The sequence below is a fragment of the Micromonospora sp. NPDC048830 genome (assembly GCF_043198215.1).
Classification (GTDB): domain Bacteria; phylum Actinomycetota; class Actinomycetes; order Mycobacteriales; family Micromonosporaceae; genus Micromonospora.
In genome coordinates, this window is record NZ_JBICUP010000028.1 from 68,358 (window position 1) to 94,679 (window position 26,322).

Annotated in this window: 30 protein-coding genes, 1 pseudogene and 1 riboswitch; of the genes and pseudogenes, 17 read left to right on the forward strand and 14 right to left on the reverse strand. The window is 74.6% G+C overall.

Features of this window, described 5'->3' with window-relative positions; genetic code table 11:
• Positions 1-310 precede the first annotated feature (310 nt).
• The gene (locus tag ACGFIZ_RS22650) at positions 311-1,447 is read left to right on the forward strand and encodes an acyltransferase (protein WP_393422168.1); all 1,137 of its coding nucleotides are present in this window, start codon (positions 311-313) and stop codon (positions 1,445-1,447) included.
• On the opposite strand, the gene ACGFIZ_RS22655 is transcribed toward ACGFIZ_RS22650, so the two are convergent.
• Positions 1,434-2,222 carry a DUF4097 domain-containing protein gene (locus ACGFIZ_RS22655; protein WP_393422170.1) on the reverse strand — a complete coding sequence of 263 codons (789 nt, stop codon included), beginning with the start codon at positions 2,220-2,222 and terminating at the stop codon, positions 1,434-1,436. The two genes, ACGFIZ_RS22650 and ACGFIZ_RS22655, sit on opposite strands and share 14 nt — an antisense overlap.
• A gap of 102 nt (positions 2,223-2,324) precedes the next feature.
• Between ACGFIZ_RS22655 and recO the strand changes: the two genes are divergently transcribed.
• From recO to ACGFIZ_RS22675, 4 genes are all read left to right on the forward strand, one after another.
• Positions 2,325-3,170: a DNA repair protein RecO gene (gene recO, locus ACGFIZ_RS22660; protein WP_393422172.1), complete on the forward strand. Its 846-nt coding sequence runs from the start codon at positions 2,325-2,327 to the stop codon at positions 3,168-3,170.
• Between the two features lie 8 nt (positions 3,171-3,178).
• Entirely contained in the window at positions 3,179-3,979 is an 801-nt protein-coding gene (locus ACGFIZ_RS22665; RefSeq protein WP_393422229.1) for an isoprenyl transferase, read from the forward strand.
• 67 nt (positions 3,980-4,046) lie between these two features.
• On the forward strand, positions 4,047-4,232 hold the full coding sequence (locus ACGFIZ_RS22670) for a hypothetical protein (protein WP_393422174.1): 186 nt from the start codon (positions 4,047-4,049) through the stop codon (positions 4,230-4,232).
• A 121-nt stretch (positions 4,233-4,353) separates the two neighbouring features.
• Positions 4,354-4,581, forward strand: coding sequence for a thioredoxin reductase (locus ACGFIZ_RS22675; RefSeq protein ID WP_347669586.1), 228 nt, complete (start codon positions 4,354-4,356; stop codon positions 4,579-4,581).
• An 83-nt stretch (positions 4,582-4,664) separates the two neighbouring features.
• Here the strand turns inward: ACGFIZ_RS22675 and gndA are convergent, their stop codons facing one another.
• Positions 4,665-6,107, reverse strand: coding sequence for an NADP-dependent phosphogluconate dehydrogenase (gene gndA / locus ACGFIZ_RS22680; RefSeq protein ID WP_393422176.1), 1,443 nt, complete (start codon positions 6,105-6,107; stop codon positions 4,665-4,667).
• 445 nt (positions 6,108-6,552) lie between these two features.
• Here gndA and ACGFIZ_RS22685 point away from each other — a divergent pair, with 445 nt between their 5' ends.
• Entirely contained in the window at positions 6,553-6,789 is a 237-nt protein-coding gene (locus ACGFIZ_RS22685; RefSeq protein ID WP_393422178.1) for a hypothetical protein, read from the forward strand.
• A gap of 106 nt (positions 6,790-6,895) precedes the next feature.
• On the opposite strand, the gene ACGFIZ_RS22690 is transcribed toward ACGFIZ_RS22685, so the two are convergent.
• From ACGFIZ_RS22690 to ACGFIZ_RS22700, 3 genes are all read right to left on the reverse strand, one after another.
• A complete protein-coding gene (locus ACGFIZ_RS22690; RefSeq protein WP_393422180.1) occupies positions 6,896-7,696 on the reverse strand; it encodes an energy-coupling factor transporter transmembrane component T family protein in 801 nt (266 codons plus the stop codon).
• Between the two features lie 43 nt (positions 7,697-7,739).
• Positions 7,740-9,152: an ABC transporter ATP-binding protein gene (locus ACGFIZ_RS22695; protein WP_393422182.1), complete on the reverse strand. Its 1,413-nt coding sequence runs from the start codon at positions 9,150-9,152 to the stop codon at positions 7,740-7,742.
• A 118-nt stretch (positions 9,153-9,270) separates the two neighbouring features.
• Entirely contained in the window at positions 9,271-9,861 is a 591-nt protein-coding gene (locus tag ACGFIZ_RS22700; RefSeq protein WP_393422184.1) for an ECF transporter S component, read from the reverse strand.
• 74 nt (positions 9,862-9,935) lie between these two features.
• Positions 9,936-10,043: riboswitch (TPP riboswitch) on the reverse strand.
• 252 nt (positions 10,044-10,295) lie between these two features.
• Between ACGFIZ_RS22700 and ACGFIZ_RS22705 the strand changes: the two genes are divergently transcribed.
• From ACGFIZ_RS22705 to ACGFIZ_RS22735, 7 genes are all read left to right on the forward strand, one after another.
• Positions 10,296-11,300, forward strand: a complete 1,005-nt coding sequence (locus tag ACGFIZ_RS22705; protein WP_393422231.1) for a permease — start codon at positions 10,296-10,298, stop codon at positions 11,298-11,300.
• Complete coding sequence (locus ACGFIZ_RS22710; RefSeq protein WP_393422186.1) at positions 11,297-12,088, forward strand: TIGR03943 family putative permease subunit; 792 nt, start codon at positions 11,297-11,299, stop codon at positions 12,086-12,088. Before ACGFIZ_RS22705 ends, ACGFIZ_RS22710 begins: the two co-directional genes overlap by 4 nt.
• Before the next feature lie 23 nt (positions 12,089-12,111).
• On the forward strand, positions 12,112-12,942 hold the full coding sequence (locus ACGFIZ_RS22715; protein ID WP_393422188.1) for an alpha/beta fold hydrolase: 831 nt from the start codon (positions 12,112-12,114) through the stop codon (positions 12,940-12,942).
• Positions 12,939-13,781 carry an aminoglycoside N(3)-acetyltransferase gene (locus ACGFIZ_RS22720; protein ID WP_393422190.1) on the forward strand — a complete coding sequence of 281 codons (843 nt, stop codon included), beginning with the start codon at positions 12,939-12,941 and terminating at the stop codon, positions 13,779-13,781. The genes ACGFIZ_RS22715 and ACGFIZ_RS22720 overlap by 4 nt, the downstream gene beginning before the upstream one ends.
• Complete coding sequence (locus tag ACGFIZ_RS22725; RefSeq protein ID WP_393422192.1) at positions 13,778-14,527, forward strand: sugar isomerase domain-containing protein; 750 nt, start codon at positions 13,778-13,780, stop codon at positions 14,525-14,527. Before ACGFIZ_RS22720 ends, ACGFIZ_RS22725 begins: the two co-directional genes overlap by 4 nt.
• Before the next feature lie 130 nt (positions 14,528-14,657).
• Positions 14,658-15,161, forward strand: a complete 504-nt coding sequence (locus ACGFIZ_RS22730) for a DUF6328 family protein (protein ID WP_393422194.1) — start codon at positions 14,658-14,660, stop codon at positions 15,159-15,161.
• Positions 15,162-15,351: 190 nt separating this feature from the next.
• On the forward strand, positions 15,352-17,502 hold the full coding sequence (locus ACGFIZ_RS22735) for an acyl-CoA dehydrogenase family protein (protein WP_393422196.1): 2,151 nt from the start codon (positions 15,352-15,354) through the stop codon (positions 17,500-17,502).
• Positions 17,503-17,570: 68 nt separating this feature from the next.
• On the opposite strand, the gene ACGFIZ_RS22740 is transcribed toward ACGFIZ_RS22735, so the two are convergent.
• The 8 genes from ACGFIZ_RS22740 to ACGFIZ_RS22775 form a co-directional block, all read right to left on the reverse strand.
• Entirely contained in the window at positions 17,571-17,738 is a 168-nt protein-coding gene (locus tag ACGFIZ_RS22740) for a hypothetical protein (protein WP_393422198.1), read from the reverse strand.
• Positions 17,739-17,746: 8 nt separating this feature from the next.
• The gene (locus ACGFIZ_RS22745; RefSeq protein WP_347669597.1) at positions 17,747-18,352 is read right to left on the reverse strand and encodes a hypothetical protein; all 606 of its coding nucleotides are present in this window, start codon (positions 18,350-18,352) and stop codon (positions 17,747-17,749) included.
• A 55-nt stretch (positions 18,353-18,407) separates the two neighbouring features.
• Positions 18,408-18,821, reverse strand: a complete 414-nt coding sequence (locus tag ACGFIZ_RS22750) for a Fur family transcriptional regulator (RefSeq protein WP_393422200.1) — start codon at positions 18,819-18,821, stop codon at positions 18,408-18,410.
• A 76-nt stretch (positions 18,822-18,897) separates the two neighbouring features.
• Complete coding sequence (locus ACGFIZ_RS22755; protein WP_347669599.1) at positions 18,898-19,197, reverse strand: metalloregulator ArsR/SmtB family transcription factor; 300 nt, start codon at positions 19,195-19,197, stop codon at positions 18,898-18,900.
• A gap of 43 nt (positions 19,198-19,240) precedes the next feature.
• Entirely contained in the window at positions 19,241-20,113 is an 873-nt protein-coding gene (locus tag ACGFIZ_RS22760; protein WP_393422202.1) for a metal ABC transporter permease, read from the reverse strand.
• Positions 20,114-20,115: 2 nt separating this feature from the next.
• Positions 20,116-20,877: a metal ABC transporter ATP-binding protein gene (locus ACGFIZ_RS22765; protein ID WP_393422204.1), complete on the reverse strand. Its 762-nt coding sequence runs from the start codon at positions 20,875-20,877 to the stop codon at positions 20,116-20,118.
• Positions 20,874-21,827 (reverse strand): metal ABC transporter substrate-binding protein, encoded by a 954-nt coding sequence (locus ACGFIZ_RS22770; RefSeq protein ID WP_393422206.1) that lies wholly within the window; start codon positions 21,825-21,827, stop codon positions 20,874-20,876. The genes ACGFIZ_RS22765 and ACGFIZ_RS22770 overlap by 4 nt, the downstream gene beginning before the upstream one ends.
• A gap of 112 nt (positions 21,828-21,939) precedes the next feature.
• The gene (locus ACGFIZ_RS22775; RefSeq protein WP_393422208.1) at positions 21,940-22,197 is read right to left on the reverse strand and encodes a hypothetical protein; all 258 of its coding nucleotides are present in this window, start codon (positions 22,195-22,197) and stop codon (positions 21,940-21,942) included.
• A gap of 26 nt (positions 22,198-22,223) precedes the next feature.
• On the opposite strand from ACGFIZ_RS22775, the gene ACGFIZ_RS22780 reads away from it, so the two are divergent.
• The 4 genes from ACGFIZ_RS22780 to dusB all read left to right on the forward strand — a co-directional run bounded on the left by ACGFIZ_RS22780 (position 22,224) and on the right by dusB (position 25,992).
• Complete coding sequence (locus tag ACGFIZ_RS22780) at positions 22,224-22,565, forward strand: antibiotic biosynthesis monooxygenase family protein (RefSeq protein ID WP_393422209.1); 342 nt, start codon at positions 22,224-22,226, stop codon at positions 22,563-22,565.
• 125 nt (positions 22,566-22,690) lie between these two features.
• Positions 22,691-23,164: a hypothetical protein gene (locus ACGFIZ_RS22785; protein WP_393422233.1), complete on the forward strand. Its 474-nt coding sequence runs from the start codon at positions 22,691-22,693 to the stop codon at positions 23,162-23,164.
• A gap of 212 nt (positions 23,165-23,376) precedes the next feature.
• Positions 23,377-24,756, forward strand: coding sequence for a glycine--tRNA ligase (locus tag ACGFIZ_RS22790; RefSeq protein ID WP_393422211.1), 1,380 nt, complete (start codon positions 23,377-23,379; stop codon positions 24,754-24,756).
• 63 nt (positions 24,757-24,819) lie between these two features.
• Positions 24,820-25,992 (forward strand): tRNA dihydrouridine synthase DusB, encoded by a 1,173-nt coding sequence (dusB, locus tag ACGFIZ_RS22795; RefSeq protein ID WP_393422213.1) that lies wholly within the window; start codon positions 24,820-24,822, stop codon positions 25,990-25,992.
• 237 nt (positions 25,993-26,229) lie between these two features.
• On the opposite strand, the pseudogene ACGFIZ_RS22800 reads toward dusB, so the two are convergent.
• Positions 26,230-26,322 (reverse strand): annotated as a pseudogene (locus ACGFIZ_RS22800) (phytochelatin synthase); the annotation flags it as partial.

Here is a 26,322-nt window from a genome sequence, read left to right on the forward strand (position 1 = left end):
CTTCCGTCCGTCCCGTCCTGCACCGTGCCGTTCCGGTCCCCGGCCTATTCCGTTCGCTCCCGCCCGGCCCGAGCCGGCCGCCGGTAGCACGGGCGGGGCAGCTCCACAGTGGCCACACCCCTGGTCGCCGGTCGGCCCCGCCACGCGGCCGTCACGCGATGTGATCGGCGGTTGGGGGACGAGCCTTGTCCCGGAGTGGGTGCGATTATGGCATCTTTCACTTTTCGCTGAGGGCTCTGGTTGTTTGCCGGCGTCGGGTCGGAGGGTAGGGAGCGGTTGACCCCTCCGCCCTCGACATAGATGTAGGCTGATGCGAAACCGATACCTGGACCTACTCCGCTTCCTCGCGATCGTCCGAGTCGTCGTCTACCACGTCACCGGTTGGGCGGCGCTCACGGTGCTCTTCCCGGCCATGTCGGTGATGTTCGCCCTCGCCGGTTCGCTCATGGCCGCGTCGCTGGACCGGGGTGGGGCGGCGGCGGTGGGCCGTCGGCTGCGTCGGCTGCTGCCGTCGCTGTGGGTGCTGGCCGCGGTGTTCGTCCCGGCCATGCTGCTCACCGGGTTGCCGCTCACGCCGAAGGTGCTGCTCTGGGCGTTTCCGGTCGCCGATCCGCCGGCCAACCACTGGGGCGCGCTCGCGCTCAGCGTGATCTGGTACCTGCGCGACTACCTGTGGTTCGTGTTCGCCTCGCCGGTCGCCCTGTGGCTGTTCCGCCGCGCGCCCGTGCCGACCCTGCTCGCCCCGTACGCGCTGCTCGCCGCGATCGAGTCCGGCCTGCTGCCCGCCGCGCCTGTGCCGCTGCGCGAGTTCGGCCTCTACTTCGGCGCCTGGCTGCTCGGCTTCGCCCACCACGACGGCCTGCTGCGGCGGCTGGCGAACCGGGTGCTGGTCCCCGTCGCGCTCGTCCTCGGTGCCGCCGGCGGGGCCTGGATCGCCGCCCACCCCGGCCCGCGCGGGTACGACCTGAACGACAACCACCTCGGCAACGCTCTCTGGTCGGCCGCGTTCATCCTGGTGGTGCTCGGTCGGGCCCCGACGAGCGCCGCCTGGGTGGACCGCAGCGCCCTGTTCGGCCGGGCGGTGACCGTGCTGAACCGGCGGGCGTTGACCGTCTATCTCTGGCACATGCCGTTCGTGGTGGCGCTCACCCCGATGGTCGACGTGGTCGGCTGGTCCCACCAGGACCCGGTCGGCCTGGCGATCCGGGTCGTGCTGGTCTTCGCCCTGGTCGGGGTGGTCACCGCGCTGGTCGGCTGGGTGGAGGACCTGGCCGCCCGCCGGCCTCCGCGGCTGCTGCCGGGCGGCCGGCGCCGGACGACGACCGGCGGGCCCGTCCCGGCCGGCGTGGCCTCGGCGGCACCGGTCAGCCCCGCCCCGGCCGGTTACGCCACCGTGCCCGCGCCGCGCGCCTCCGAGGAACTGGCCCTGAAGCTCAGCGCGCGGTGACGGTCACGTTGCCGCTGCCTGCGCCCACGTCGATCACCAACGTCGCCGTCGGGTCGTCGGGGATCCCCACCTGCGTGTCGCCGGAGCCGCTGTCGGCCCGTACCCGGTACCGGCCTGCCGGCACGGTGAGCCGCACGTCCCCGCTGGACGCGTGCGCGCGGGCCGAGGCGGGGGCGGACAGTTCGACGGTGACGTTGCCGGAGCGCGCCTCGGCGTCGACCTGGCCGGCGAGCCGCCGGCCGGTGACGTCGCCGGAGCCGGTCCGCAGGGTGGCCGCGCCGCGCAGGTCGTCCACCTCCATGTTGCCGGAGCCCGTCTCGACGCGGACCGCGCCGGTGGCGCCGGTGAGCCGGACGTCGCCGGACCCGAGGCGGACGTCCACCGTCCCGACGCGGCTCAGGTTCACGTTCCCCGAGCCGCTCTCGCCCCGCACCGTCACCCCCTCGGGGACGGTCACGTCGTACGAGACGGTGCAGCGGGGGCCGCAGTCGCTGTCCAGCACCAGCTCGTCGCCGCGGATCTCGTACCGGGCGGGCGGCTGGTTGCCCTGGTAGCGCACCACCCGCCTGATCCGTACCTCGCCGGCCGGGCCGATGCCGTGGACCGTCACGTCCCCGGCGCCGCCCGGCAGCAGGGTGACCCGCCTGATCGTCGCCGACTCGGTGTCGTTGAAGTCGAGCCGCCGGAACGACAGGGTGCCGCAGCCGGAGAGCAGCATCAGGACGGCGGCTCCGGCGGCGAGGGGGCCGGCGGGCAGGGTGCGGTGCGGGGCCATGGCGAGCACGCTACGGCCGGCCCGACCCCACGCGCATCGGGGATCGCGCGCCGGTCCACCCCGAGCCGACCCTGATTTCCCACCCCGAGAGAGAATGGGCGGGTGGCCGGGTACCGCCGACAGCTCTACCGCGACGACGCGGTGGTGCTTCGTGTGCAGAAGCTCGGCGAGTCCGACCGGATCATCACCCTGCTGACCCGCCGGCACGGCCGGATCCGCGCGGTGGCCCGGGGGGTGCGCCGCACCAGCAGCAGGTTCGGCGCCCGGCTGGAGCCGTTCGGTCACGTCGACCTCCAGCTCGCCGGCGACCCGAAGGGCAACCAGGGCAGCTCGCTGCACACCGTCAGCCAGGTCGAGGGCATCGACCTGTACGGGAAACGGTTCCTCGGCGACTATCCCCGCTACACGGCGGCCAGCGCGATCGCCGAGACCGCCGAGCGGCTCACCCCGGTCGAGCGGGAGCCCTCGCTGCGGCTGTTCCAGCTCACCCTCGGCGCGCTGAAGTCCCTCGCGCGGGGCGAGCACGCCACCACGCTGGTGCTCGACGCGTACCTGCTGCGCGGCATGGTCCTGGCCGGCTGGGCCCCGGCGCTGACCGCCTGCGCCGTCTGCGGCACGCCCGGCCGGCACCGGGCGTTCTCGGTGCCCGCCGGCGGCGCCGTCTGCCCGGACTGCCGCCCGCCCGGCGCCGCCCACCCCGCGCCGGCCACCATCGACCTGATGTCCGCCCTCACCACCGGCGACTGGGTGCTCGCCGACGCCACCGAGACCGGCGTACGGCGGGAGTGCAGCGGCCTGGTCGCGGCGCACCTGCAGTGGCACCTGGAGCGCGCGCTACGCTCGCTGCCGCTGGTCGACCGGGGCGCCCCCGGCGCCGTTCCGGCCCCGCCGCCGCAGGGCGCCGCCGCGGCGCGCGGCACCGATCTGAACGGAGAGAGACCCGAGTGATCCGATCGATGAGGGCCGGCCGCCGCGAGCCGGTGCCGCCGACGCCGCACCCGTCGGGCGCCCGTCCGCCCGCCCTGCCCCCCGCGGCGGTGCCCCGGCACGTCGCCGTGGTCATGGACGGCAACGGCCGGTGGGCCAAGGAGCGGGGGCTGCCCCGGACCAAGGGCCACGAGGCGGGGGAGCACAGCCTCTTCGACACCATCGAGGGCGCCATCGAGCTGGGCATCCCCTACCTGTCGGCGTACGCGTTCTCCACGGAGAACTGGCGGCGCTCGCCGGAGGAGGTCCGCTTCCTGATGGGCTTCAACCGGGACGTCATCCGCCGCCGCCGCGACCAGCTCGTCGACCTCGGTGTGCGCGTCGTCTGGTCCGGGCGGGCCGGGCGGCTGTGGAAGAGCGTCATCTCCGAGCTGCAGACGGCCGAGGAGATGTCCCGGGGCAACTCGACGCTGACGCTGCAGTTCTGCGTGAACTACGGCGGCCAGGCCGAGATCGCCGACGCCGCCGCCGCGATCGCCCGGGACGCCGCCGCCGGCAAACTCGACCCGGCGAAGGTCACCGAGAAGACGGTGGCGAAGTACCTCTACCACCCGGAGGTCCCCGAGGTGGACCTCTTCCTGCGTCCCTCCGGCGAGCAGCGCACCTCCAACTTCCTGCTCTGGCAGAGCGCGTACGCGGAGCTGGTGTACCTCGACACCCTCTGGCCGGACTTCGACCGCCGCCACCTCTGGTACGCCTGTGAGCTGTACGCCCAGCGGGACCGCCGGTTCGGCGGCGCGTTGCCCAACCCGGTGGCCCCGTCGAGCTGACGCTCGCGCTTAGCGCCTCGTCACTCTGGGTACCACCTGTGGCAGCCAGCTACGGAGGTGAGCCACGATGATCCAGAAGCGCATTGCCCAGTGGGCGGTCATGGCAGTCACGGTGCCACTGGCGGCGGCCGGCGCGCGCCGGCTCAGCCACACGCTGGAGGCCCGCCGCGGCCCGACCGGGGTGAGCCGCCTGCTCGCCAGGGGCGCGGACATGCTGCGCCCGCGCAAGGCGAAGCGTCGCCGGTTCTGGTGACGCCGGTCAGCGCCGTCCCCTCCGGGGGGCGGCGCTGACGCGTTCCGGCCGGTCGCCGTCCCCTACGGACGTACGATCGGCGCGGGCGCGCCGCCCGGTCGCGTCCGCCACGGGGGTGGGGATGCGGGATCTCCGGTACGAGATGACGGTGGCCCTGGCGGCGACCGACCTGGACGGTCCGCTGCGCGAGCGCGTGGTGGAGCTGTGCGCCGGCGTCGCCGAGCGGCACTGCGCCGAGGCGGGGCACGTCCCCGCGGTCCGCTCCGGCGAGATCGCCGAGCTGTCCACCGGCGAACCGGCCATGACCTGGTCCCCGACCGAGCCGCAGCGCAGCCCGCGGGCAGGCTGACCGGGCCCGGCCACGCCGACACTGCCGGCGCGGCAGGCAGACACGGCCGGGCGGCCACGCCGGCACGGCCGCTGACCGGGCGGCTACGCCGACAGCTCGGACCGGTCGCCGGCCCAGAGCGTGTGGAACGTGCCCTCCCGGTCGACCCGGTGGTAGGTGTGCGCGCCGAAGTTGTCCCGCAGGCCCTGGATCAGCGCGGCGGGCAGCCGCTCGGCGCGCAGCGCGTCGAAGTACGCCAGCGACGAGGCGAACGCCGGCACCGGCACCCCGGCCCGGGCCGCGTCCGCCACCACCCGCCGCCAGCTCGGCACCCCGTCGGAGACCCGGTCGGCGAACCACGGCGCCACCAGCAGCGTCGGCAGGTCCGGCCGCTCGTCGTACGCCTGACGGATGCGGTCGAGGAAGCGGGCCCGGATGATGCAGCCGCCCCGCCAGATCGTGGCGGTACCGCCGAGGTCGATGCCCCAGTCGTACTCCCGGCTGCCGGCGCGGATGTGGTCGAAGCCCTGCGCGTACGCGATGATCTTGCTGGCCAGCAGCGCGCGCCGGACGTCCTCGACGAAGGTGTCCCGGTTCTCCACCCACCATGGCTGCCCGGCGTCGGCGAAGGCCCGGCGGGCCGCCGCGCGCTGGTCGGCGTGCCCGGACAGCGACCGGGCGAACGTCGCCTCGGCGATGCCGGTGATCGGGATGCCCAGGTCGAGGGCGTTCTGCACCGTCCACCGGCCGGTGCCCTTCTGCTCCGCCTCGTCGCGCACCACGTCGACGAACGGGCGTCCGGTCGCCGCGTCGGGATGCGCGAGCACGTCGGCGGTGATCTCGATGAGGAACGACTCCAGTTCGCCCGTGTTCCACCCCCGGAAGATCTCCGCGATCTCGGCCGGGCCCGCCGACAGACCGGCCCGCAGCAGGTCGTACGCCTCGGCGATGAGCTGCATGTCGGCGTACTCGATGCCGTTGTGGACCATCTTGACGAAGTGCCCGGCGCCGTCCGGGCCGATGTGCCGGCAGCACGGGACGCCGTCCACCTGGGCGGCGATCCGCTCGAAGATCGGGCCGAGCTTCCGGTACGACTCGGCCGAGCCGCCGGGCATGATGCTCGGCCCGTGCAGCGCGCCCTCCTCGCCGCCGGAGACGCCGGTGCCCACGAAGTGCAGCCCGTGCCCGCGCAGCGCCTCCTCCCGCCGCCGGGTGTCGGCGAAGTGCGCGTTGCCGCAGTCGACGACGATGTCGCCCGGCTCCAGCAGCGGCACCAGCTCCCCGATCACCGCGTCGGTGGGGCCGCCCGCCTTCACCATGACCACGATCGCGCGGGGCCGCTCCAGCGAGGCGATGAAATCCCGCATGGACTCGGACGGCACGAACGTGCCCTCGCCGCCGTGCTCGGCCACCAGGCTGCGGGTGCGCTCCGGCGACCGGTTGTGCACCGCCACGGTGAACCCGTTGCGGGCCAGGTTGCGGGCCAGGTTCCGGCCCATCACCGCCAGCCCGGTCACGCCGATCTGCGCCGTCGCGCGCTGCGCCATGCGTACCCGCCTCTCGAGGGTCCCTGCCGACGCCTTCGGTATAGCAGGGTTCCCCGCCCACCTCGCCCCAATGGCGTCAACACCCGGCGAGGCGGGCCTCGACGCGCGACCTCCCCGGCGAGCGCGTCGGTGCCGCCCGAGCCGTACGTCGGCCTTCGGCGCCACGTGCCGGCAAATTCGGCTGCGCCGTTCCGGTCGCGCGGCTACGGTGAGGTCATGCGTAACTGACGCCCCTTCATCCGAAGCCGGTCCGCCGTTGTCGACGCGGACCGCGTCCCGGGCGTCCGCATTCCCACACCGCCGCCGTCGCGCGGCGTCCTCCGTGGTCGGGCCCGCCGGGGCACCCCGTACCCGCTCGCCGGTCGGGCAACCTCGTGCCCGGTCGTCGTCGGGCTCCCGTACCCCGCTCGTCGCGCCGCAGGCGCCCGCACCGAGGAGGCCACGTATGCCCGCCAAGCGCAGTTCCCGTAAGTCCCGCGGCACGCCGCCGCGTCCGTCTCCGGTGGAACTGGCCCCGCCGGACCCCGACACCCTCGTGGTGGCGCCGGCAGCTCCCGTGCCGCCGGTCGCGGAGACGCCGCCCCCGCCGAGGTCCGGCCCGTCGGCCGGTGGCGCCCGGTTCGCTGCGGCGCGCAACCCGCGCGCCGGCCAGGCCCGCCGGTACGCCTTCCGGCGCAGCTGATCCGCCCGCCGGGCGCGGCGCCCGTCGCCGCGCCCGGCCGGCTCTGCCCCCGGGCGTACCCGGGCCGGGGCAGCTCGTCCCGACCGCCGTAAGAAGCCTCGCCGGCTCAGCCGATCAGCGGACGGAACGTACCGAGCGCGACGCTGACCGCCAGCGCCGCCCCCGCCAGGGCCGCGGCGCCCGCGACCAGCACGGTGTCGGCGGCACCGAAGCGCTGCCGCCGCGCGACGGTGCGCGGGGTGCCGGCGTCGAACCCCCGCGCGTCCATCGCGACGGCCAGCCGGGTGCCCCGCCGGATCGCGCCCACCAGCAGCGCGAAGGCGGTGGAGACGAACAGCCGCAGCTTCGCCACCGGGTTGCGCCCGGCGTCGACGCCGCGCGCCCGCCGCGCCATGCTGATCATGTGCCACTCCTGCCCGAGCAGCGGCACCAGCCGGAACGCGGCCAGCGCGCCGATCGCGAAGCGGGCCGGGGCCTTCGCGTTCTGGATCAGCGCGTCGGCCAGGTCGGTCGGGTCGGTCGTGGCGAAGACGATGATGCCGGGCAGCGCGACCGCCAGCATCCGCAGCGCCAGGCCGAGCGCGGTCGCCAGCACCCCGGTCGTGACCAGCAGCGGCCCCGCCTCGACCAGCACCCGACCCGAGCGGTCGGCGGCGAACAGGACCAGGGTGACCACGATCCCGACGGCGCTGGCCAGCAGCGGCGCGGCCCGCCGGGCGAGCACCCGGTAGCGGATGCCGAACAGTGGCAGCACGGCCAGCTCGACGGCGAGGGCGAGCGCCGGGGCGACCGGGTCCAGGGTGGCGAGCAGGGTGAACGAGAAGAGCAGCGCCGCGGCGACCTTCGCCACCGGGTTCCGCCGCGCCAGCGGCGCCCCGGGCGCCGCGACGGGCTCGATGCTGATCACGGCCGCCCCAGGGCGAGGGCGCGGCCAGCGGGGTCCGTGTGGGTCATGGGCGGTCCAGGGTGACGGTGCGGTCGGCGAGCGCGGCGACGAAGTCCGTGTCGTGGGTGACGGCGACGACGCCGTGCCCGGCGTCGCGCAGCTCGGCGAGCAGGTCGACCAGCTCCCGCCAGGTGCGCCGGTCCTGGCCGAAGGTGGGTTCGTCGCAGACCAGCAGCCGGGGCGCGGTGGCCAGGGCCGTCGCCACGCTCAGCCGCCGCGCCTCGCCACCGGAGAGGGTGTACGGGTTGGCGCGCGCGAGCGCGGTCAGCCGCAGCCGGTCCAGCAGCCCGTCCACGGTGGCCCGTACCGCCGCCTCGGGCTGGCCGGTGCGGCGTGGGCCGAGGGCCAGCTCGTCGAAGACGGTGCCGGTGACGAACTGGTGCTCCGGGTCCTGGAACACCGAGCCGATCCGGCGGGCCAGGGCCGGGGCGCGCCAGCGGTGCGGGGGAGTGCCCGCGTCCCGGCCGGCCAGCTCGCCGCTGGCCGCCACCCGACCCGTACCGGGCCGCAGCAGGCCGCCGAGCAGCAGCGCGAGGGTGGACTTGCCCGCCCCGTTCTGGCCGAGCACGGCGAGCGCCTCGCCGGCGCGTACCCGAACATCGGTGGCGGCGAGGCGCGGCGGCAGGCCGACCCGGTCGGCGGTGAGCAGCAGGTCGCCGGGGGGCGCGGCGGCGCGCCGGGGCGGCACGGCCCGGCCGGGCACCCAGACCCCCTCGGCGGCGAGCGCGTCGCCGTGCGCGGCGAAGACCGCCTCGGGCGGCCCGTCGGCGCGGACCCCGCCGCCCGGCTCCAGCACCACCACCCGGTCGACCAGCGGCAGCGCCTCGGCGACCCGGTGCTCGACGAGGATCATGGTGGTGTCGGCGTCCAGGGCGTCGGCCACCGCCCGCCGGACGAGCGCCGCGCCGGCGGGGTCGAGGTTCGCGGTCGGCTCGTCGAGCAGCAGCAGCCGGGGCCGCAGGGCGAGGGCGCCGGCCAGCGCCAGACGCTGCTGCTCGCCGCCGGAGAGCGCGGCCGTGGGCCGGTCCCGGTGGTACGGGAAGCCGACCCGCCGCAGCGCCTCGTCGACCCGGGGCCAGATCTCGCCGGCCGGTACGCCCCGGTTCTCCAGCCCGAACGCGACGTCGTCGCCGCAGCGGGCCAGCACCAGCTGGGTCTCCGGGTCCTGGAAGACGATCCCGACCCGCTCACGGGCCTGTCGGGGGTCGACCCCGTCGATCTCGACGGTTCCCTCCTGTTCGCCGGAGTCCGCCGGCAGCAGCCCGGCGAGCGCGGCGAGCAGGGTGCTCTTCCCGGCGCCCGAGGGGCCGAGCAGCAGCACCCGCTCGCCCGCCTCGACGTCCAGGTCCAGCCCGCGCACCGCCCAGGCCCGCCGCCCGGCGTGCCGCCACCCGAACCCCCGCAGCCTGACCCGCACCCTCACCCCTCACCCCTCGTGCCCCGCCCGGTCCGGCCTCGGCTCGTTTGATCAAGAGGTTTGCGTCGGGAGAACGGGCTCCGCTGACGCAAACCTCTTGATCGACCCGAGCCGGCGGTCAGATCGGGGCGCGGTCGCGGGCCGCGGGGAAGCGGTCCAGGGCGCCCGTGGTCGCCAGTGCGCGGGTCAGGGACCAGCCGCCGGCACCGGCGACGACCGCGGCGCTGACGATCGTGAGCAGCGCGTACGGGATGCCGTAGCTCGTCAGGTCGTACTCGACGTTCCAGACGAGGAAGTCGAACAGGGCGGCGCCGAGCCCGGTGAGCGCCCCGGCGAGCAGCGCGGTCGGCAGCCGGAACGAGCGGTAGCGGAACGCCGCGAAGGCCAGCTCGGCGCCCGCGCCCTGGACCATGCCCTGCGGGATCACCGTGCCGGCCCACTGGCTGCCGAGCAGGGCGGAGAGGACCGCCGCGACCGTCTCGCAGTACAGCGCGGCACCGGGCTTGCGGATGACCAGGCCGCCGAGCACGGCCGGCATCAGCCAGACGCCGTACAGCAGGGTCTGCGCGGGCGGGAAGAACGCGAAGGCCCCCTCGGTGGCGCTCCAGACCAGGCCCCAGGCCCAGAAGATGACGCCGAAGGCGACCGCGATCACCGAGGCGACCACGATGTCGATGGTGCGCCAGCGGTGGCTGTCCGTGTGGTTCATGCGATGGCTCCCAGTTCAGTGGAAGAACCAGGAGAAGACGCACGCCGCGTCCGGTGGGACCGGACGGCGGCGCGGCTGGAGAATGACCGAACTCCCTGCGCTGGCATTACCCAGATCAGGTTCGAGGGTCTGCGGACGGTTTGCCCGCACTCTCAGCGCTGTGCGCTCCCCTGTCGGAAATGAAGTTGTCCCGCCGACGCTAACACCTCGGAAGATCACGGGGCAAAGTGACGTGCGCCAGGCGGGTGAAACGACTCCGCGCCGGTCGTTACCGCCATCTGGCCGGAGTCCGTCGACGCGGTCCGCGGGGAACGATAGTGTCGCGCCGCAGATCGTCGAGCGCCGAAGGAGGCGAGCCCGTGACGTCATCGACCGGCAGCGCCGAGCCGCCCGTCCGGCCCGACCGTGGGGCCCCGGGGGCGGGGTCGGTCGGCGTGGCCGCGCCGGACGTACCGGCGGGGGAGCCGGGCGGGCGCGGGCCGCGACGGGCACCGCGGGTCGGCTCGGTCGAGGTGCTGGCCGCCCTGCTGGTCCTGCTGGTGGTCTTCCGCGAGCCGCTGGCCCGCGTGTTGTCCGCACCACGGTTGCAGACCTGGACCACGGTCTTCGTGTCGGTGCTGGTCCAGGCCGTGCCGTTCCTGGTGTTCGGGGTGTTGCTCTCAGCGGTGATCGCGGTGTTCGTGCCACGCTCGTTCTGGGCCCGGGCGTTACCCCGGCACCCGGCCCTCGCCGTGCCGGTCGCGAGCGTCGCCGGGGTGATCCTGCCGGGCTGCGAGTGCGGCTCGGTGCCGATCGCCGGCTCGCTGATCCGGCGCGGCGTCACCCCGGCGGCGGCCCTGGCGTTCCTGCTCGCCGCCCCGGCGGTCAACCCGATCGTGCTCGCGGCCACTGCGGTCGCCTTCCCCGGCCGGCCGGAGATGGTCCTCGGGCGGGCGGTCGCCAGCCTGGTCGTCGCCGCGGTGATGGGGTGGCTCTGGCTGCGGCTCGGGCGCTCCGACTGGATCCGGCTGCCGCGCCGGCCCGAGCTGGAGGGCGCGTCGCGGGGCGTGGCGTTCTGGGCGGCGGTCCGGCACGACGTCGTCCACGCCGGCGGTTTCCTCGTCGTCGGCGCGTTGGCCGCCGCCAGCATCAACGTGCTGGTCCCGGAGCGGTGGCTGCGGGCCCTCGCCGACGAGCCGGTGCTGTCCGTGCTCGCCCTGGCCGGGCTGGCCGTGCTGCTGTCCATCTGCTCCGAGGCGGACGCCTTCGTCGCCGCGTCGCTGTCGCAGTTCTCCCTCACCTCCCGCCTCGTCTTCCTGGTGGTCGGGCCGATGGTCGACCTCAAACTGATCTCCATGCAGGCCGGCGTCTTCGGTCGGCGCTTCGCGGTCCGGTTCGCCCCGGCGACGTTCGTGGTCGCCGTCGGGGTGGCCGTCGGAGTCGGGGCGGTGCTGTTGTGAACCGGCAGGCACAGGCGGTCGTGCTGCTGCTGCTCGGCGGGGCGGTCGTCCGGGCGAGCGTCACGGATCTCTACCTGCGCTACGTCAAGGAGGGGCTGCGCCCCTTCCTGATCGCCGCCGGGCTGGTGCTGATCGCCGCCGCGGTCATGACCCTCTGGCACGAGCTGCGCCCCGCCCGCCCCTCGACAGAGCACGGCGACTCGACCAGGGACCTCGCCGGCCCGACCGGGGAGCACGCCGGCCCGACCGCAGAGCACGCCGAGGGCGGGGACGGGCACGACCACGACCACCACGGGCCGCGGATCGGCTGGCTGCTCCTGCTGCCGGTGCTCGGCCTGCTGCTCGTCGCACCGCCGGCCCTGGGCTCGTACTCCGTGGGCCAGGCGGGCAGCGCCCTCGCCGGTTCGCGCCAGTCGGACTATCCGCCGCTGCCGCCCGGCGACCCGGCCCCGGTCACCGTGCTCGACTACGCCTCCCGGGCCCTGTTCGAGAAGGGCGTCTCGATCGGCGACCGGCGGGTCCGGCTCACCGGCTTCATCGCCCCGGGCCCCGACGGCCGGCCGATCCTGGCCCGGATGGTGCTCTCCTGCTGCGCCGCCGACGGCCGTCCCGTCAAGCTCGGCCTCACCGGCGACGTGCCGGTGGGCCTCGCGGACGACACCTGGGTCGAGGTCGTCGGCCGGTACACCGACCGGGTCGGCCGGGACCCGGTCGACGACGCCGAGATCCCGTACCTGGCCGTGGAGTCGTGGCGGCGGGTGCCCGCTCCGCGGAACCCGTACGAGTGAGCGACCTCGGTAGGCTGCCGATCATGCGGATCGATGCGCGAGGGTTGACGTTCGAGGTGCGCGCGGGCGGGCCGGCCGACGGCGAGGCGGTGCTCCTGTTGCACGGCTTCCCCCAGCACGGCGGCGAGTGGGACGAGGTGGTGCCGGCGCTGCACGCGGCGGGCCTGCGCACGTACGTGCCGGACCAGCGGGGATACTCGCCCGGCGCCCGCCCGGCGGAGGTGGCGGCGTACCGCCTCCCGGAACTCGTCGCCGACGCCGTGGCCCTGCTCGACGCGCTGGGCGTCGACGCGGCGCACGTCGTCGGGCACGACTGGGGCGCGATCGTGGCCTGGGCCCTCGCGGCCGGCCACCCCGACCGGGTGCGCACGCTGACCGCCGTGTCGGTGCCGCACCCGGCCGCGATGGCCCACGCGCTGGCCACGAGCGCGGAGCAGAAGGCCCGCTCGTCGTACGTCGCGCTGTTCCGCCAGCCCGGCACGGCGGAGAAGGCGCTGCTGGCGCTCGGCGCCGCGGCCCTGCGCCGGATGCTCGGCGGGGTCGGCGGGCCCGACCGGGTCGCCCGGTACGCCGATCCGATGCGCGAGCCGGGGGTGCTGACCGCCGCCCTGAACTGGTACCGGGCGATGTCCCGCGCGGACCTCGCGGCCGTGGCGTCGGTTCGGGTGCCGACGACGTTCGTCTGGAGCGACCGGGACGTCGCGATCGGCCGGGTCGCCGCGCAGGCGTGCGCCGACCACGTCACCGGGGACTACCGCCTCGTCGAGCTGCCCGGGGTGTCCCACTGGATCCCCGACGTCGCGCCCGGCCCGCTGGCCGAGGCGATCCTCGCCCGGGTGGGGCGCCCTCAGTGAGTGCGGCGTCCCCGACGCGGTCCGGCCCGTGCGCGAGCGACGCGCCGTCCCGGCCGCACACCCGGGCGTCGCTGGCCGCGCAGCTCCGCCGGCTCGGGGTACGCCCGGGCGCGGCGGTGCTGGTGCACGCCGGCCTGCGTTCCCTCGGGTTCGTCTGCGGCGGTCCGCAGGCGGTGGCGCTCGCCCTGCGCGACGCGCTCGGGCCGGCGGGGACCCTGGTCGTGCCGACCCACACCCCGGAGAACAGCGACCCGGCCGGTTGGCGCAACCCGCCCGTGCCGGAGGACTGGTGGCCGGTGATCCGGGCGGAGGCGCCCGGCTTCGACCCGGCGGTCACCCCGAGCCGGTTCATGGGCGCGCTGGCCGAGACCGTCCGGTGCTGGCCGGGCGCCCGGCGCAGCGACCACCCGTACGTCTCGTTCGCGGCCCTCGGGCCCGCCGCGGAGCGGATCGTCTCCGACCATCCCCTCGCCGGCATGCTCGGCCCCGGCTCGCCGCTCGGCCGGCTGTACGAGGAGGACGCCGACGTGCTGCTGCTCGGCGTCGACCACGGCTCGCACACGTCCCTGCACCTGGCCGAGTACCGGCAGCCGGCACCACCGCGGCGGCGGCTGGGCGCGGCGGTCGGCACCCCGGACGGCGGCCGGACGTGGGCCTGGTGGGACGACGTGGCGGTCGACGAGTCCGACTTCCCGCAGCTGGGGGTGGACCTGGAGGCGACCGGCGCGGTGCGGATCGGCCCGGTCGGCGACGGAACGGGACGGTTGATGCGTCAACGGGCGGCGGTCGACTTCGCGGTGGGCTGGCTGGCCCGCAACCGACGGACGGAGGACGGATGACGGTGAATGCTGACGACTACCTCGCGGTGGTGACGGAGACGATCGGACGGGTGTCCGCCGGCCAGCGGGAGGCGGTGGGCCGGGCGGCCGACCTCATCGCCGACGCGCTGCGGGCCGACGGTGTGGTCCACGTGTTCGGCACCGGGCACTCCGAGGCGCTGGCGATGGAGATCGCCGGTCGGGCCGGCGGGCTGGTGCCGACCAACCGGATCGCGCTGCGCGACCTGGTGCTGCTCGGCGGGGCGCCGGCCGACATCCTCGGCCCGCTGCTGGAGCGGGACCCCTCGGTGGCCCACCGGCTGTACGAGCTGGCCCCGGTCCACCCGTCGGACGTCTTCGTGGTCGCCTCGAACTCCGGGGTCAACGGCGCCATCGTCGAGTTCGCCGGGCTGGTGAAGGAACGCGGCCACGGGCTGGTGGCGATCACCTCCGTGGCGCACTCGGCGCGGATGATCTCCCGCCACCCCTCGGGGCGGAAGCTGGCCGACTTCGCCGACGTGGTGCTGGACAACGGCGCCCCGTACGGCGACGCGACCCTGCCCCTGCCCGGCGGCGGCGCGGTCGGCGCGATCTCGTCCATCACCGCCGCCCTGCTCGCCCAGCAGATCACCGTCGAGGTGGTGGCCCGGCTGCTGGCGGCGGGGGAGCAACCCCCGGTCTACCTGTCGGCCAACATCGCTGGCGGGGACGAGCACAACAAGGCCCTGGAGGACCGGTACGCCGGGCGTATCCGCCGCGGTTCCTGAGGCGCGTGGTCGGGGTGGGGCACGGCGGGCCCCACTCCGGTCCGGTTTCGTCGGGGGCCCGGCGGGGCAATGGCGTTGCTGCCGGCGGGGTTGGCCTCGCCGGCGGTACGTCATGCGGGAGGTATGGCACGTGTCGAAGGAGACCGAGAAGCAGCGCTGGGAGCGCAACTTCGCCGACCTGCTCCAGGAGTTGCGGGTCGCCCAGACCGGCGTGCAGATCCTCTTCGCGTTCCTGCTGACCCTGCCGTTCAGCAACGGGTTCCCGCGGGCCACGGCGTTCCAGAAGGACGTCTACATCGTCTCGCTGCTGTCGGCTGCCGCCGCCACCGCCATGATCATCTCCCCGGTCGCCTTCCATCGGGCGCTGTTCCGGCAGGGGCGAAAGCCGGAGCTGGTGCGCTTCGCCCACCGGATGGCCAGCGGTGGCCTGGCGTTCATGCTGCTCTCGATGGTCAGCGCTGTCCTGCTGATCACCGACTTCGTCCTGTCCCGGCCGATCGCCATCCTGCTGACCGTGCTCACCGGGGTGTGGTTCCTGGTCTTCTGGGCGTTCCTGCCGTTCGCCAGGCGCAACTGGGGCGACGACGACGTCGACGACGAGGACGACGACCCGCACCCGCTTCCCGGGGACTGACCCGGCGAACGGCCGGCCCGTCCGTTGAACCGGTCGGGAACAGCGGAAACATCCCTGAAAATCGGGCGTGGCGAAACCCTACCCCTGGGTAACACCCGGGAGTAGCGTGACTCGTGTCGAGCACGTCGACGTCATCCGGACCGAGGTCCAAGGGGGGGCAGCCGTGACCACGACGCAGAACAGCCGACCCATGCCTGACCCGACGGGCGGAGACGCGGCGGGCGGAGGTGCGACGACGGGCCCCAGCGCGGCGGAGGGTCCCACCGGCCGGGTCGCCCCCGCCGACGACACGAAACCCACCGAGCGGGTCGCCCCCGCCGACGACACGAGACCCACCGGCCGGGTCGCGCCGGCCGGTGACCCCGGCGGCCGTGGCGCCGCGGGCCCGGTCGCGGCGGGCGGCGACGGGGTCGGCCCCCTGCCCGCCGAGGCGGGACAGGTGTCGGAGAAGGAGGCCCGGCAGGTCGCCGAGGCGGCCCGCGAGTCCGCCTGGGACCGGCCCAGCTTCGGCAGGGAGCTGTTCCTCGGCCGGTTCCGGCTCGACCTGATCGACCCGTGGCCGCGCAGCGACCCGGCCGAGGACGCCCGGGCCGAGGAGTTCCTGGCCGAACTGCGGGCGTACCTGGAGTCCGAGGTGGACGGCGCGGCGATCGAGCGGGACGCGCGGATCCCCGACGAGGTGTTCCACGGGCTGGCCCGGCTCGGCGCGTTCGGCATGAAGATCGACCGCTCGTACGGCGGCCTGGGGCTGAGCAACCTGCACTACTGCCGGGCGCTGATGCTGGCCGGCTCGGTCAGCCCGGCGATCAGCGCGCTGCTGTCGGCCCACCAGTCGATCGGCGTGCCGCAGCCGCTGAAGATGTTCGGCACCGCCGAGCAGAAACGCCGCTTCCTGCCCCGGCTCGCCGCCGGCGAGGTGTCGGCGTTCCTGCTCACCGAGCCGGACGTCGGCTCCGACCCGGCGCGGCTGGCCACCACCGCCGAGCCCACCGCGGACGGCACCGGGTACCGGCTCAACGGCGTGAAGCTCTGGGCCACCAACGGCACGGTCGCCACGCTGCTGGTGGTGATGGCCCGGGTGCCGGCCGGCGCGGGCCGGCGCGGCGGGATCACGGCGTTCGTGGTCGACGGCGACGCCGAGGGCATCACCGTGGAGCGGCGCAACGCCTTCGTCGGGCTACGCGGGCTGGAGAACAGCCTCACCCGGTTCCACGACGTCTTCGTGCCGAAGGAGAACGTCATCGGCGGCGAGGGCAAGGGGCTGAAGATCGCCCTGAGCACCCTGAACACCGGCCGGCTCTCGCTGCCGGCGATGTGCGTCGGCGCGGGCAAGTGGTCGCTGAACGTGGCCCGGGAGTGGGCCGCCGAGCGGGTCCAGTGGGGCCGGCCGGTCGGCGAGCACGAGGCCGTCGCCCAGAAGCTGGCCTTCATCGCCGCGACGACGTACGGCATGGAGACCATGCTGGACCTGTGCTGCCTGCTCGCCGACGACGACCGCAACGACATCCGGATCGAGGCGGCGCTGGTCAAGCTCTACGCGAGCGAGATGGCGTGGAAGATCGGCGACGAGCTGGTCCAGATCCGGGGCGGACGCGGCTACGAGACGGCCGACTCGCTGGCCGCCCGGGGCGAGCGCCCGATCGCCGTGGAGCAGTTGCTGCGGGACCTGCGGATCAACCGGATCTTCGAGGGCTCCACCGAGATCATGCACCTGCTCATCGCCCGCGAGGCGGTGGACGCCCACCTCTCCGTCGCCGGGGACATCATCGACCCGGACGCCGGGCTCGGCCGCAAGGCGCGGGCCGGCGCCCGGGCCGGGGCCTTCTACGCGCGGTGGCTGCCGGCCCTCGCGGTCGGCCGGGGCCAGTCCCCGACGGCGTACGGCAGGTTCGGGCCGTTGGCCGGGCACCTGCGGCACGTCGAGCGGGCCTGCCGCAAGCTGGCCCGGTCGACGTTCTACGCGATGTCCCGCTGGCAGGGGAAGATGGAGCGCAAGCAGGCGTTCCTCGGCCGGGTGGTGGACATCGGCGCGGAGCTGTTCGCGATGTCCGCCGTCTGCGTGCGGGCGTACGGGGAGAAGGACTCGCGCCCCGAGAACGTGGAGCTGGCCGACCTGTTCTGCCGGCAGGCCAGGCTGCGGGTCGACGCGCTGTTCACCGCCCTGTGGGACAACACCGACCCGGTCGACGTGGCGGCGGCGAGGCGCATCCTCGACGGCCGGTACGCCGCGCTGGAGGACGGGGTGGTCACCCCGCCGGCCGACCGGCCCTGGGTGGCCCGCTGGACCCCCGGCCCGTCGACTGCCCCTGACGTTCGCCGCCGCATCCCCCGCCCGGATTGAAGGGAAGGGCCTCGGTCGACGCCTGTGGCGCAGCAGGGGACCCGCTCACGCCCGCGCCTCGTGAGGGCTCAGCGGGAGATCCCCCAGGCCAGCACGCCGGCCAGGATCAGCCCGTTGAGCACCGCCAGCACCAGGTACGCCACCGGCGGGACCTTGCGGCCCCGGCGGACGAAGCTGACCAGGACGCCGGCGTACGCCAGCAGCAGCACGGCGATGACGATCAGGAAGTAGAACACGCCCCACCCTAACGGTCGGCCCGGAGGCCGAGTCGGCGCAGCTCCAGCGCGGCGAGCGCGTCGACGGTGGCGTCGTCGCCGCGGCGCCACGCCTCGGCCACGTCCGGGGCGATCCGGGTCAGCCGGCCCAGCGGCTGCCCGGCCAGCGCCCGCAGGGCCAACAGGTCCCGCCCGGCCGGGGCCGCGGCAAGCGCCTTCGCCGAGGCGGCCCGGCGCATCCAGCGCAGCCGCAGCGGCAGCCAGCCGAGCAGCACCACGCCGAGCGGGAAGACCAGGACGGCGATGCTGAGCGCCAGGGCGAGCTGGCCGACCAGCTCCTGCTGGTCCCGGCCCGCGTCGGCAACCGCCCGCGCGGCGTCGGCCGCCTTGCTGAAGGGGGCGGTCAGCTCGTCGCCCACCAGCGGCACGCGGCGCACCTTGCCGCCCGCCTCGGCGAGGTTGTCGGCCAGACCGCCGCCTGCCCCCTCCAGCTTCCGCCCGGGTACGGCGAGCTTCTGCACCAGGTCGTGCACCCACAGCGCGAACCGGACGGCGGCGTACACCCAGACGACGACGAGCAGGTCGGTGAGGAACTGGCGGGCGGCGGTCGGGAAACGATCGGCGTAGATCTTCACGCCGGACAGCCTGCCATGCCCGCGGCGGCCGGGCACGGCCGGAAACCGGCCGACGTCAGCCGGCGCAGGACGGGCAGGTGCCGAAGATCTCCAGGGTGTGGCTGACGTCGGTGTAGCCGTTCTGGGCGGCGACCCGCTCCGCCCAGGTTTCCACGGTCGGCCCGGCCACCTCCACCGTGCGGCCGCAGGCCCGGCACACCAGGTGGTGGTGGTGACCCTCGCTGCACCGCCGGTAGAGGTGCTCGCCGCCCGGCGGGCGCATGACGTCGACCTCACCCGCGTCGGCCAGCCCCTGCAGCGTCCGGTAGACGGTGGTCAGCCCCACCCGCTCGCCGCGCTCGCGGAGCATGGCGTACAGGTTCTGCGCGCTGTGGAATCCGTCCAGCTCGGCGAGCAGGGCGCTCACCGCCGAGCGCTGCCGGGTGTTGCGGACGGCGCCGCCCTCGCTCACGACGCCCCCTGCGCTCATGCCAGCGCCTCGCTGCGCTCGGCGCCGGCATGAGCCACCATGGCACCGTGCCCGATGATTCGCTCGCTGCGCTCGCTCATGACGTCTCCCCGGCGTGGCTGACCGCGTCGGCGACGATGTGCGCGACGTGCTCGTCGACCAGCGCGTACGCGATCTCGCGCCCGCGCCGGGAGCCACGGACCACGCCGGCCCCGCGCAGCACCCGCAGGTGTTGGGAGACCAGTGGTTGTGCGGCTCCGAGCTTCTCCACCAGCTCGTGCACGCACCGCTCGCCCTGCGCCAGCTCGCTCACGATCGCCAGCCGGATGGGGGCCGCGAGGGCCCGCAGCAGCTCGCCCGCGCCCTCGTACGCCTCGTAGCCTGATGCGCCGGTCACCCTGTAACGGTAACCAATACCGCGGACATGCCCTGGCGCAGGCTCAACTCAGCACCACCTCGTGCTCGTGCGGCTCGGGGGTCGGCGCGCCGGCCCGGGTGCGGCGCCGCCGCAGCTCCCGCCACCCGGCGGCGGCGACCGCGACGACGAGGAACGAGGCGATCGCGAGCAGCACCACGGACGCGCCCGGGGCGGTGTCGGCGTTGGCGGCCACCCAGACCCCCGAGCCGGCGGCGAACAGGCCGAGCGCCATCGCGGCGGTCATCGTGGCGCGGAAGCCGCGGGTGACCTGCTGGGCCGTGGCCACCGGGACCACCATCAGCGCGCTGATCAGCAGCACCCCGACGGCCCGCATGGCGATCGTGACGGTCACCGCGGTGCCGACGGCGAGCAGCAGGTTGAGCGCCCGCACCGGCAGGCCGGCGACCCGGGCGTACTCCTCGTCGTGGCACACGGCGAACAGCGCCGGCCGCAGGGCCAGCATGGTGACCAGGATCGCCGCGCCGAGCACCACGATGGTCGTCAGGTCCTGCGGCGAGATGGTGGTCAGCGACCCGAACAGGTACGCGTTGAGGCTGGCGCTGGTGGCGTCGGAGAGCCCGACCAGCATCACGCCACCGGCGATCCCGCCGTAGAACAGCAGCGCCAGCGCGAGGTCGCCGGAGGTGCGGCCCCGGGCCCGTACCAGCTCGATGGCGACCGCGCCGAGCGTCGCCGCGACCACCGCCACCAGCACCGGGGAGCTGTTGAGCAGCAGCCCGGCGCCGACCCCGGTGAGCGCGACGTGCCCGACCCCGTCGCCGATCAGGGCCAGTCGGCGCTGCACCAGGTAGATTCCGAGCGCCGGGGCGGCCAGGCCGATGACCAGCGCGGCGATCAGCGCCCGCTGCATGTACGGGTACTGGAAAAGCTCCATGCTCAACTGCTCCACAGCCCTACGGGCTCGTCGGGTCCGTGCGGGTGCACGTGGTCGTGGTCGGGCTCGGCGTGGTGGCCGGCCGGCTCGGGCACCGCGCCGTCGTGCGCGACCCCGCCGTCGTGCACCACCACGGCGCGGCTGATCAGTGGGCGCAGCGGCCCCAGCTCGTGGGCCACCAGCAGCACCGTCCCGCCGCCGCCGACGAAGCCGCGCAGCGCCCCGGCGAACGCCTCCTGGCTGACCGCGTCGACCCCGGCGGTCGGCTCGTCGAGGACCAGCAGTTCCGGCTCGCCGGCCAGGGCGCGGGCGATCAGGGTGCGCTGCTGCTGGCCGCCGGAGAGGGTGGCGACCGCGTCGCCGGCCCGGTCGGCCAGCCCGACCGCCTCCAGCGCGGCGGCCACCGCCGCCCGGTCGGCTCTGCCCGGCGGGCGGAGCACGCCCCGGCGGGCGAGCCGGCCGGAGGCCACCACCTCGCGTACGGTGGCCGGCACGCCGCCGCCGGCGCCGAGGCGCTGCGGGACGTACCCGATGCGCCGCCACTGCCGGAACCGCCGCAGCGGCGTGCCGAAGAGCGAGACGGTGCCGGAGTGCAGCGGGACCAGCCCGAGTACCGCGCGGATCAGCGTGGACTTGCCGGATCCGTTGACGCCGAGCACGGCGACGACCTCGCCGGCGTCGACGGTGAGGGAGACGTCCCGCAGCACGGGGCGGCCGTCGTAGCCGACCGCCGCGTGCGTGACGGTGATGACAGGTGCGGTCACGAGCAGCCCAACGCCGTCCGGAGGGCCTGGAGGTTGGTACGCATCACCGAAAGGTAGTCCGCGCCGTTGCCGGCGGACAGTCCCTCCAGCGGGTCGAGCACGGCGGTCCGCGCGCCGACCTGCTCGGCGATCGTCTCGGCGACCTTGGGGCTGACCAGGGTCTCGAAGAAGATCGTGGTGGCCTGGTGCTCCCGGGCGTCCCGGGCGACCTCGGCCAGGCGCTGCGGGGACGGCTCGGTCTCCGGGGTCAGCCCTGTCATGCCGACCTGTTCGAGCTGGTAGCGCGTGGTCAGGTAGCCGAACGCGGTGTGGCTGACCACGATCTCCCGGCGCTGGCAGGTCTTCAGCCCCGCCGCGAACTCGGCGTCCAGCTTCTCCAGGTCGGCGCGCAGGGTTCTCGCCCGGGCGGTGTAGTCGGCGGCCCGCTCGGGATCGACGGCGGCGAGCCGCTCGGCGAGCCGGTCGGCGACGGTGGCCAGCCGGGTCGGGTCGAGCCAGAGGTGCGGGTCCTTGCCGCCGCTCTCTTCGGCGTGCCCGGCCTCCTTCTCGCCCTCGTGCTCGTGCTCGTGGCCGCCGGCGGTCACGTCCAGCAGCGGCTGCACCCCGGCCACGTCGAAGGCCCGGTCGCCGCCGGCCTGCTCGACCGCCTCGTCCACCGCCGGCTGGAATCCCTTGAGGTAGACGACCAGCTCGGCCCGGTTGACCTCGCCGACCTGGCCCGGGGTCAGCTCCAGGTCGTGCGGCTCGGCGCCGGGCTTGGTCAGGTTGGTCACCCGGACCGCGTCGCCGCCGACCCGCTCGGCGACGAACTGGAGCGGGTAGAAGGCGGCGGTCACGTCGACCCGCTGGGGGTCGGCGCCGCCGCCGTCGTCCGAGCAGGCGGCGAGGCCGCCCAGGCCGAGCAGGGCGGTCGCGGCGACCAGGGCACGTACGGTGGGGCGGAGCGTCATGTAGCCCACTCTCCGCGACAACGAAATTGATTGTCAAAAACGCATGCTTGCATGAGCCGCACTCATTTGCTAGCGATTCGCCCCTCGTGTCGCCCGTACGGGCCGGCCCGGATCAGAGCAGCTTCGCCAGCGCGACCGTGACCAGCAGGGTCAGCATGACCAGCCGGATCACCCGGGTGGCCGGCGCCTGGACCGGCCAGGTCCTCAGCAGCAGCGCGACCAGGCCGGCAGCGAGCACCAGCAGGAGCGCCCCGCCCACCACGCCCGGGGTGAACAGCGCCACCAGCACCAGCACCAGGGTGACCAGGAAGACCGCCGTGGGGTTCGCCCGGGCCAGTCGGGCCAGCAGGGGGCTCTGCGTACGCTGCATCCCACAGACTCTACGAGGAGGACCCGGTGCTGGTCACCAACCGGTTCGTGGTGGACGAGGACGTCGCCCCCGCCTTCACCGAGCGCGCGCACGCCGCCCTCGCGGCGCTGGCCGCCCGCCCCGGCTACCTGCGCGGCGAGCTGCTCCGGGCGCTGGACGACCCCCGCCACTGGTGCCTGGTCACCGAGTGGGAGTCGGTCGGCGCGTACCGGCGGGCGCTCGGCGGCTTCGACGTGAAGGTGCACGCCACGCCGCTGCTGGCCGAGTCGGTCGACGAGCCGTCGGCGTACGAGGCGCTGGCCGGCGCCGCCCCCGGTGGGGCGGTCGAGGTGCGGGCCAGCGATCGGGCCGCTGCGCCGTACCGCTGAACCGCTGGCACTACCCTGCACGTATGACCGCACCCGGACCGGCCGGTCCACCCCCGTACCCGACGGCAGGACGGCCCGCCGGCCCGCCGGCCCCCGGCGCGTCGGCGACGCCCCAGGAGCCGGCGGTGCCCCCGCCCCCGGCGGGCCCCGGGGTCGCCCCGCCGTTCGCCGCGCCGCCGACCGAGGGGCGCCGCGCCCGGCTCTGGCTCGCCCTCGGGGTCGGCGCGTTGGCCGTGCTGCTCTGCTGCGGCGGGGGCGGGTCGGCCGTCGTCGGACTGGCGGTCAGCAACGTGCAGGCCGTCCGGGAGCAGGGCCGCGCGGTGACCCAGGACTACTACGACGGGCTGGCCGAGCGGAAGTACGACAGGTCGTACGACGCGCTCTGCGACGACGCGCGACGGCGCGAGTCCCGGCCGGCGTTCACGCGGCGGGTCTCGGCCGAGCCGCAGATCGACTCGTTCCGGGTGGGCGAGGTGGACGTCAACAACCTCACCGTGCCCGTCTCGGTCACCTTCAGCGGCGGTGGCCGGGGCAACCAGCAGGTGACCCTGGCGCCGGACCGGCAGACCGGGGCCATGAAGGTCTGCGGCGTCAGCTGACCCTCGGGACGCCGACCCCGCCCCGGGTGTCCGGCCCGGCCGGTCCGCCCTCGGCCCGGCCCTGTCGGTCCGGCGGTGGAGGCTCGCGGGGGCCGGCCTGGTCGCCCCCGGTATTCTGCTGGGCTCGGGGCCTCCGCGGTCGTACCGTGGTCCCGGACCGAACGATTCATCCACTTCGCCCCCGCCGACCGCCAGCCGGCGTAGGAGGAAACATGCCAGTCGACCGTATCGACGCCGTCGTCAGCCTCGCCAAGCGCCGGGGCTTCGTCTTCCCCTCCAGCGAGATCTACGGGGGCACCCGGTCGGCGTGGGACTACGGTCCGCTCGGCGTGGAGCTCAAGGAGAACGTCCGCCGGCAGTGGTGGAAGACCATGGTCCAGCAGCGCGACGACGTGGTCGGCCTGGACTCGGCCGTGATCCTGGCCCGCAAGGTCTGGGAGGCCAGCGGCCACATCGCCGAGTTCGTCGACCCGCTGACCGAGTGCCAGTCCTGCCACAAGCGGTTCCGCGCCGACCACCTGGAGGAGGCGTACGAGGCCAAGCACGGCAAGCCGCTGACCTCGCTGACGGAGCTGAACTGCCCGAACTGCGGCAACAAGGGCACCTTCACCGAGCCGAAGATGTTCAACGGCCTGATGAAGACGTACCTCGGCCCGGTGGAGAGCGACGAGGGCCTGCACTACCTGCGCCCGGAGACCGCCCAGGGCATCTTCGTCAACTACAAGAACGTGGAGACGGTCGCCCGCAAGAAGCCGCCGTTCGGCATCGCGCAGACCGGCAAGTCGTTCCGTAACGAGATCACCCCCGGCAACTTCATCTTCCGTACGCGCGAGTTCGAGCAGATGGAGATGGAGTTCTTCGTCGAGCCGGGCACCGACGAACAGTGGCACGAGTACTGGCTGCGGGAGCGCTGGAACTGGTACATCGACCTCGGCCTGTCCGAGGAGAACCTGCGCTTCTACGAGCACCCGAAGGAGAAGCTCTCCCACTACTCGAAGCGCACCGTCGACATCGAGTACCGGTTCCGGTTCGGCGGCACCGAGTTCGCCGAGCTGGAGGGCATCGCCAACCGCACCGACTTCGACCTGTCCACGCACAGCAAGCACTCCGGCGTCGACCTGTCGTACTTCGACCAGACCAAGGGCGAGCGCTGGATCCCGTACGTGATCGAGCCGGCCGCCGGCCTCACCCGCGCGGTGCTCGCCTTCCTGCTCGAGGCGTACGACGAGGACGAGGCGCCGAACACCAAGGGCGGGGTGGACAAGCGCACCGTCATGCGCTTCGACCCGCGCCTGGCCCCGGTCAAGGTGGCGGTGCTGCCGCTGTCCCGCAACGAGGCGCTCTCCCCGAAGGCGAAGGGCCTCGCCGCCGACCTGCGCAAGCGCTGGGTGGTCGAGTTCGACGACTCGCAGGCGATCGGCCGCCGCTACCGCCGGCAGGACGAGATCGGCACCCCGTTCTGCGTGACGGTCGACTTCGACACCCTCGACGACAACGCGGTGACGGTGCGCAACCGGGACACGATGGCCCAGGAGCGGATCTCGCTCGACCAGGTGGAGCGCTACCTCATCGAGCGCCTCCCCGGCTGCTGAGCCGCGTACGGGGCTCCGACCGGCGCGCGGAACGGGCCGGTCGGAGCCCCGTACACTTGTCCGGTGACCGCCCCGACCCCGCCCGCCGTGCGCCCGCTGACCATCGGGCCGCACGAGGTGTGGCCGCCGGTGGTGCTCGCGCCGATGGCCGGCATCACCAACGTCGGGTTCCGCCAGCTCTGCCGCGAGCAGGGCGGCGGCATCTACGTCTGCGAGATGATCACGACCGTCGCGCTGGTCGAGCGGAACCCGAAGACGCTGCGCATGATCGCCTTCGGCGAGGAGGAGAAGCCGCGCAGCCTCCAGCTCTACGGCACCGACCCGGAGATCACCGCCGCCGCCGTGCGGATCGTGGTCGAGAAGGACCTCGCCGACCACATCGACCTCAACTTCGGCTGCCCCGTGCCCAAGGTCACCCGCCGGGGCGGCGGGTCCGCCCTGCCCTGGCGGCGCCGGCTGTTCGCCCGGCTGGTGAAGGCCGCGGTGGACGCCGCGTCGCCCGCCGGGGTGCCGGTCACCGTCAAGATGCGCAAGGGCATCGACGACGACCACCTGACGTACGTCGAGGCGGGGCTCGCCGCCCAGGACGCCGGCGTCGCCGCGGTCGCCCTGCACGGGCGTACGGCCGCGCAGCGCTATTCGGGCACCGCCGACTGGGACGCCATCGCCACGCTGAAGCAGGCCCTCGACGTGCCGGTGCTCGGCAACGGCGACATCTGGGAGGGCGACGACGCCCTGCGGATGGTGGCGCACACCGGCGTCGACGGGGTGGTTGTCGGCCGCGGCTGCCTGGGCCGGCCGTGGCTCTTCGCCGATTTGGAGGCCGCGTTCGACGGCCGGCCGGAGCGGCGGCTGCCCACGCTCGGCGAGGTGGCGGCGACCATGCGCCGGCACGCCGAGCTGCTGGTGGAGCAGTTCACGGCGGGCGCCCGGAACCCGGCCCGGGGCGAGCGGGACGGCTGCACCGACTTCCGCAAGCACGTCGCCTGGTACCTGAAGGGCTTCCCCGTGGGTAGCGAGCTGCGCCGCTCCCTCGCCATGATCGAGAGCCTGGCCCAGCTCGACGACCTGCTCGGTAAGCTCGATCCGGCCGAGCCGTTCCCGGTGGCCGCCCTGGGCCAGCCGCGCGGCCGGACCAACTCCCCGGGCAAGGTCCACCTCCCCGACGGCTGGCTCGCCAGCCGCGACGACGACACCGTCCCGGAGGGCGCCGAGCTCGACGAGTCCGGCGGCTGACGGCGCCGTTGCGGGGGGCGCTGAGCTCGACGAGTCCGGCGGCTGACGGCGCCGGCCTCGCTGGGCGCTGAGCTCGACGAGTCCGGCGGCTGACGGCGCCGGCCTCGCTGGGCGCTGAGCTCGACAACTCTGGCGGCTGACGCGCCGGTCCCGCTGTCGCCGGGCGGGTGGACGACGAAGGGCCGACCCTCGTGGGGGTCGGCCCTTCGTGATACCTCCTGCCGTTCAGGTTCCCGGTCAGGCGGTGGCGCTGTAGCCGCGGGTGGCGATCCAGTCGGCGAGGTTGTCGACGCTCATCTGGTAGGAGGCCTGGTCGGGGTTGGCGGAGTC

Coding starts and splice junctions, on each gene's coding strand:
- ACGFIZ_RS22685 (WP_393422178.1), top strand. CDS start 6,553: ATGCCCGCCAAGCGCAGTTCCCGTAAGTCCCGCGGCACGCCGCCGCGT.
- ACGFIZ_RS22715 (WP_393422188.1), top strand. CDS start 12,112: ATGCGGATCGATGCGCGAGGGTTGACGTTCGAGGTGCGCGCGGGCGGG.
- ACGFIZ_RS22725 (WP_393422192.1), top strand. CDS start 13,778: ATGACGGTGAATGCTGACGACTACCTCGCGGTGGTGACGGAGACGATC.
- ACGFIZ_RS22650 (WP_393422168.1), top strand. CDS start 311: ATGCGAAACCGATACCTGGACCTACTCCGCTTCCTCGCGATCGTCCGA.
- ACGFIZ_RS22750 (WP_393422200.1), bottom strand. CDS start 18,821: ATGAGCGCAGGGGGCGTCGTGAGCGAGGGCGGCGCCGTCCGCAACACC.
- ACGFIZ_RS22665 (WP_393422229.1), top strand. CDS start 3,179: ATGAGGGCCGGCCGCCGCGAGCCGGTGCCGCCGACGCCGCACCCGTCG.
- ACGFIZ_RS22790 (WP_393422211.1), top strand. CDS start 23,377: ATGCCAGTCGACCGTATCGACGCCGTCGTCAGCCTCGCCAAGCGCCGG.
- ACGFIZ_RS22735 (WP_393422196.1), top strand. CDS start 15,352: ATGCCTGACCCGACGGGCGGAGACGCGGCGGGCGGAGGTGCGACGACG.
- ACGFIZ_RS22675 (WP_347669586.1), top strand. CDS start 4,354: ATGCGGGATCTCCGGTACGAGATGACGGTGGCCCTGGCGGCGACCGAC.
- ACGFIZ_RS22760 (WP_393422202.1), bottom strand. CDS start 20,113: ATGGAGCTTTTCCAGTACCCGTACATGCAGCGGGCGCTGATCGCCGCG.
- ACGFIZ_RS22655 (WP_393422170.1), bottom strand. CDS start 2,222: ATGGCCCCGCACCGCACCCTGCCCGCCGGCCCCCTCGCCGCCGGAGCC.
- ACGFIZ_RS22700 (WP_393422184.1), bottom strand. CDS start 9,861: ATGAACCACACGGACAGCCACCGCTGGCGCACCATCGACATCGTGGTC.
- ACGFIZ_RS22775 (WP_393422208.1), bottom strand. CDS start 22,197: ATGCAGCGTACGCAGAGCCCCCTGCTGGCCCGACTGGCCCGGGCGAAC.
- ACGFIZ_RS22670 (WP_393422174.1), top strand. CDS start 4,047: ATGATCCAGAAGCGCATTGCCCAGTGGGCGGTCATGGCAGTCACGGTG.
- gndA (WP_393422176.1), bottom strand. CDS start 6,107: ATGGCGCAGCGCGCGACGGCGCAGATCGGCGTGACCGGGCTGGCGGTG.
- ACGFIZ_RS22770 (WP_393422206.1), bottom strand. CDS start 21,827: ATGACGCTCCGCCCCACCGTACGTGCCCTGGTCGCCGCGACCGCCCTG.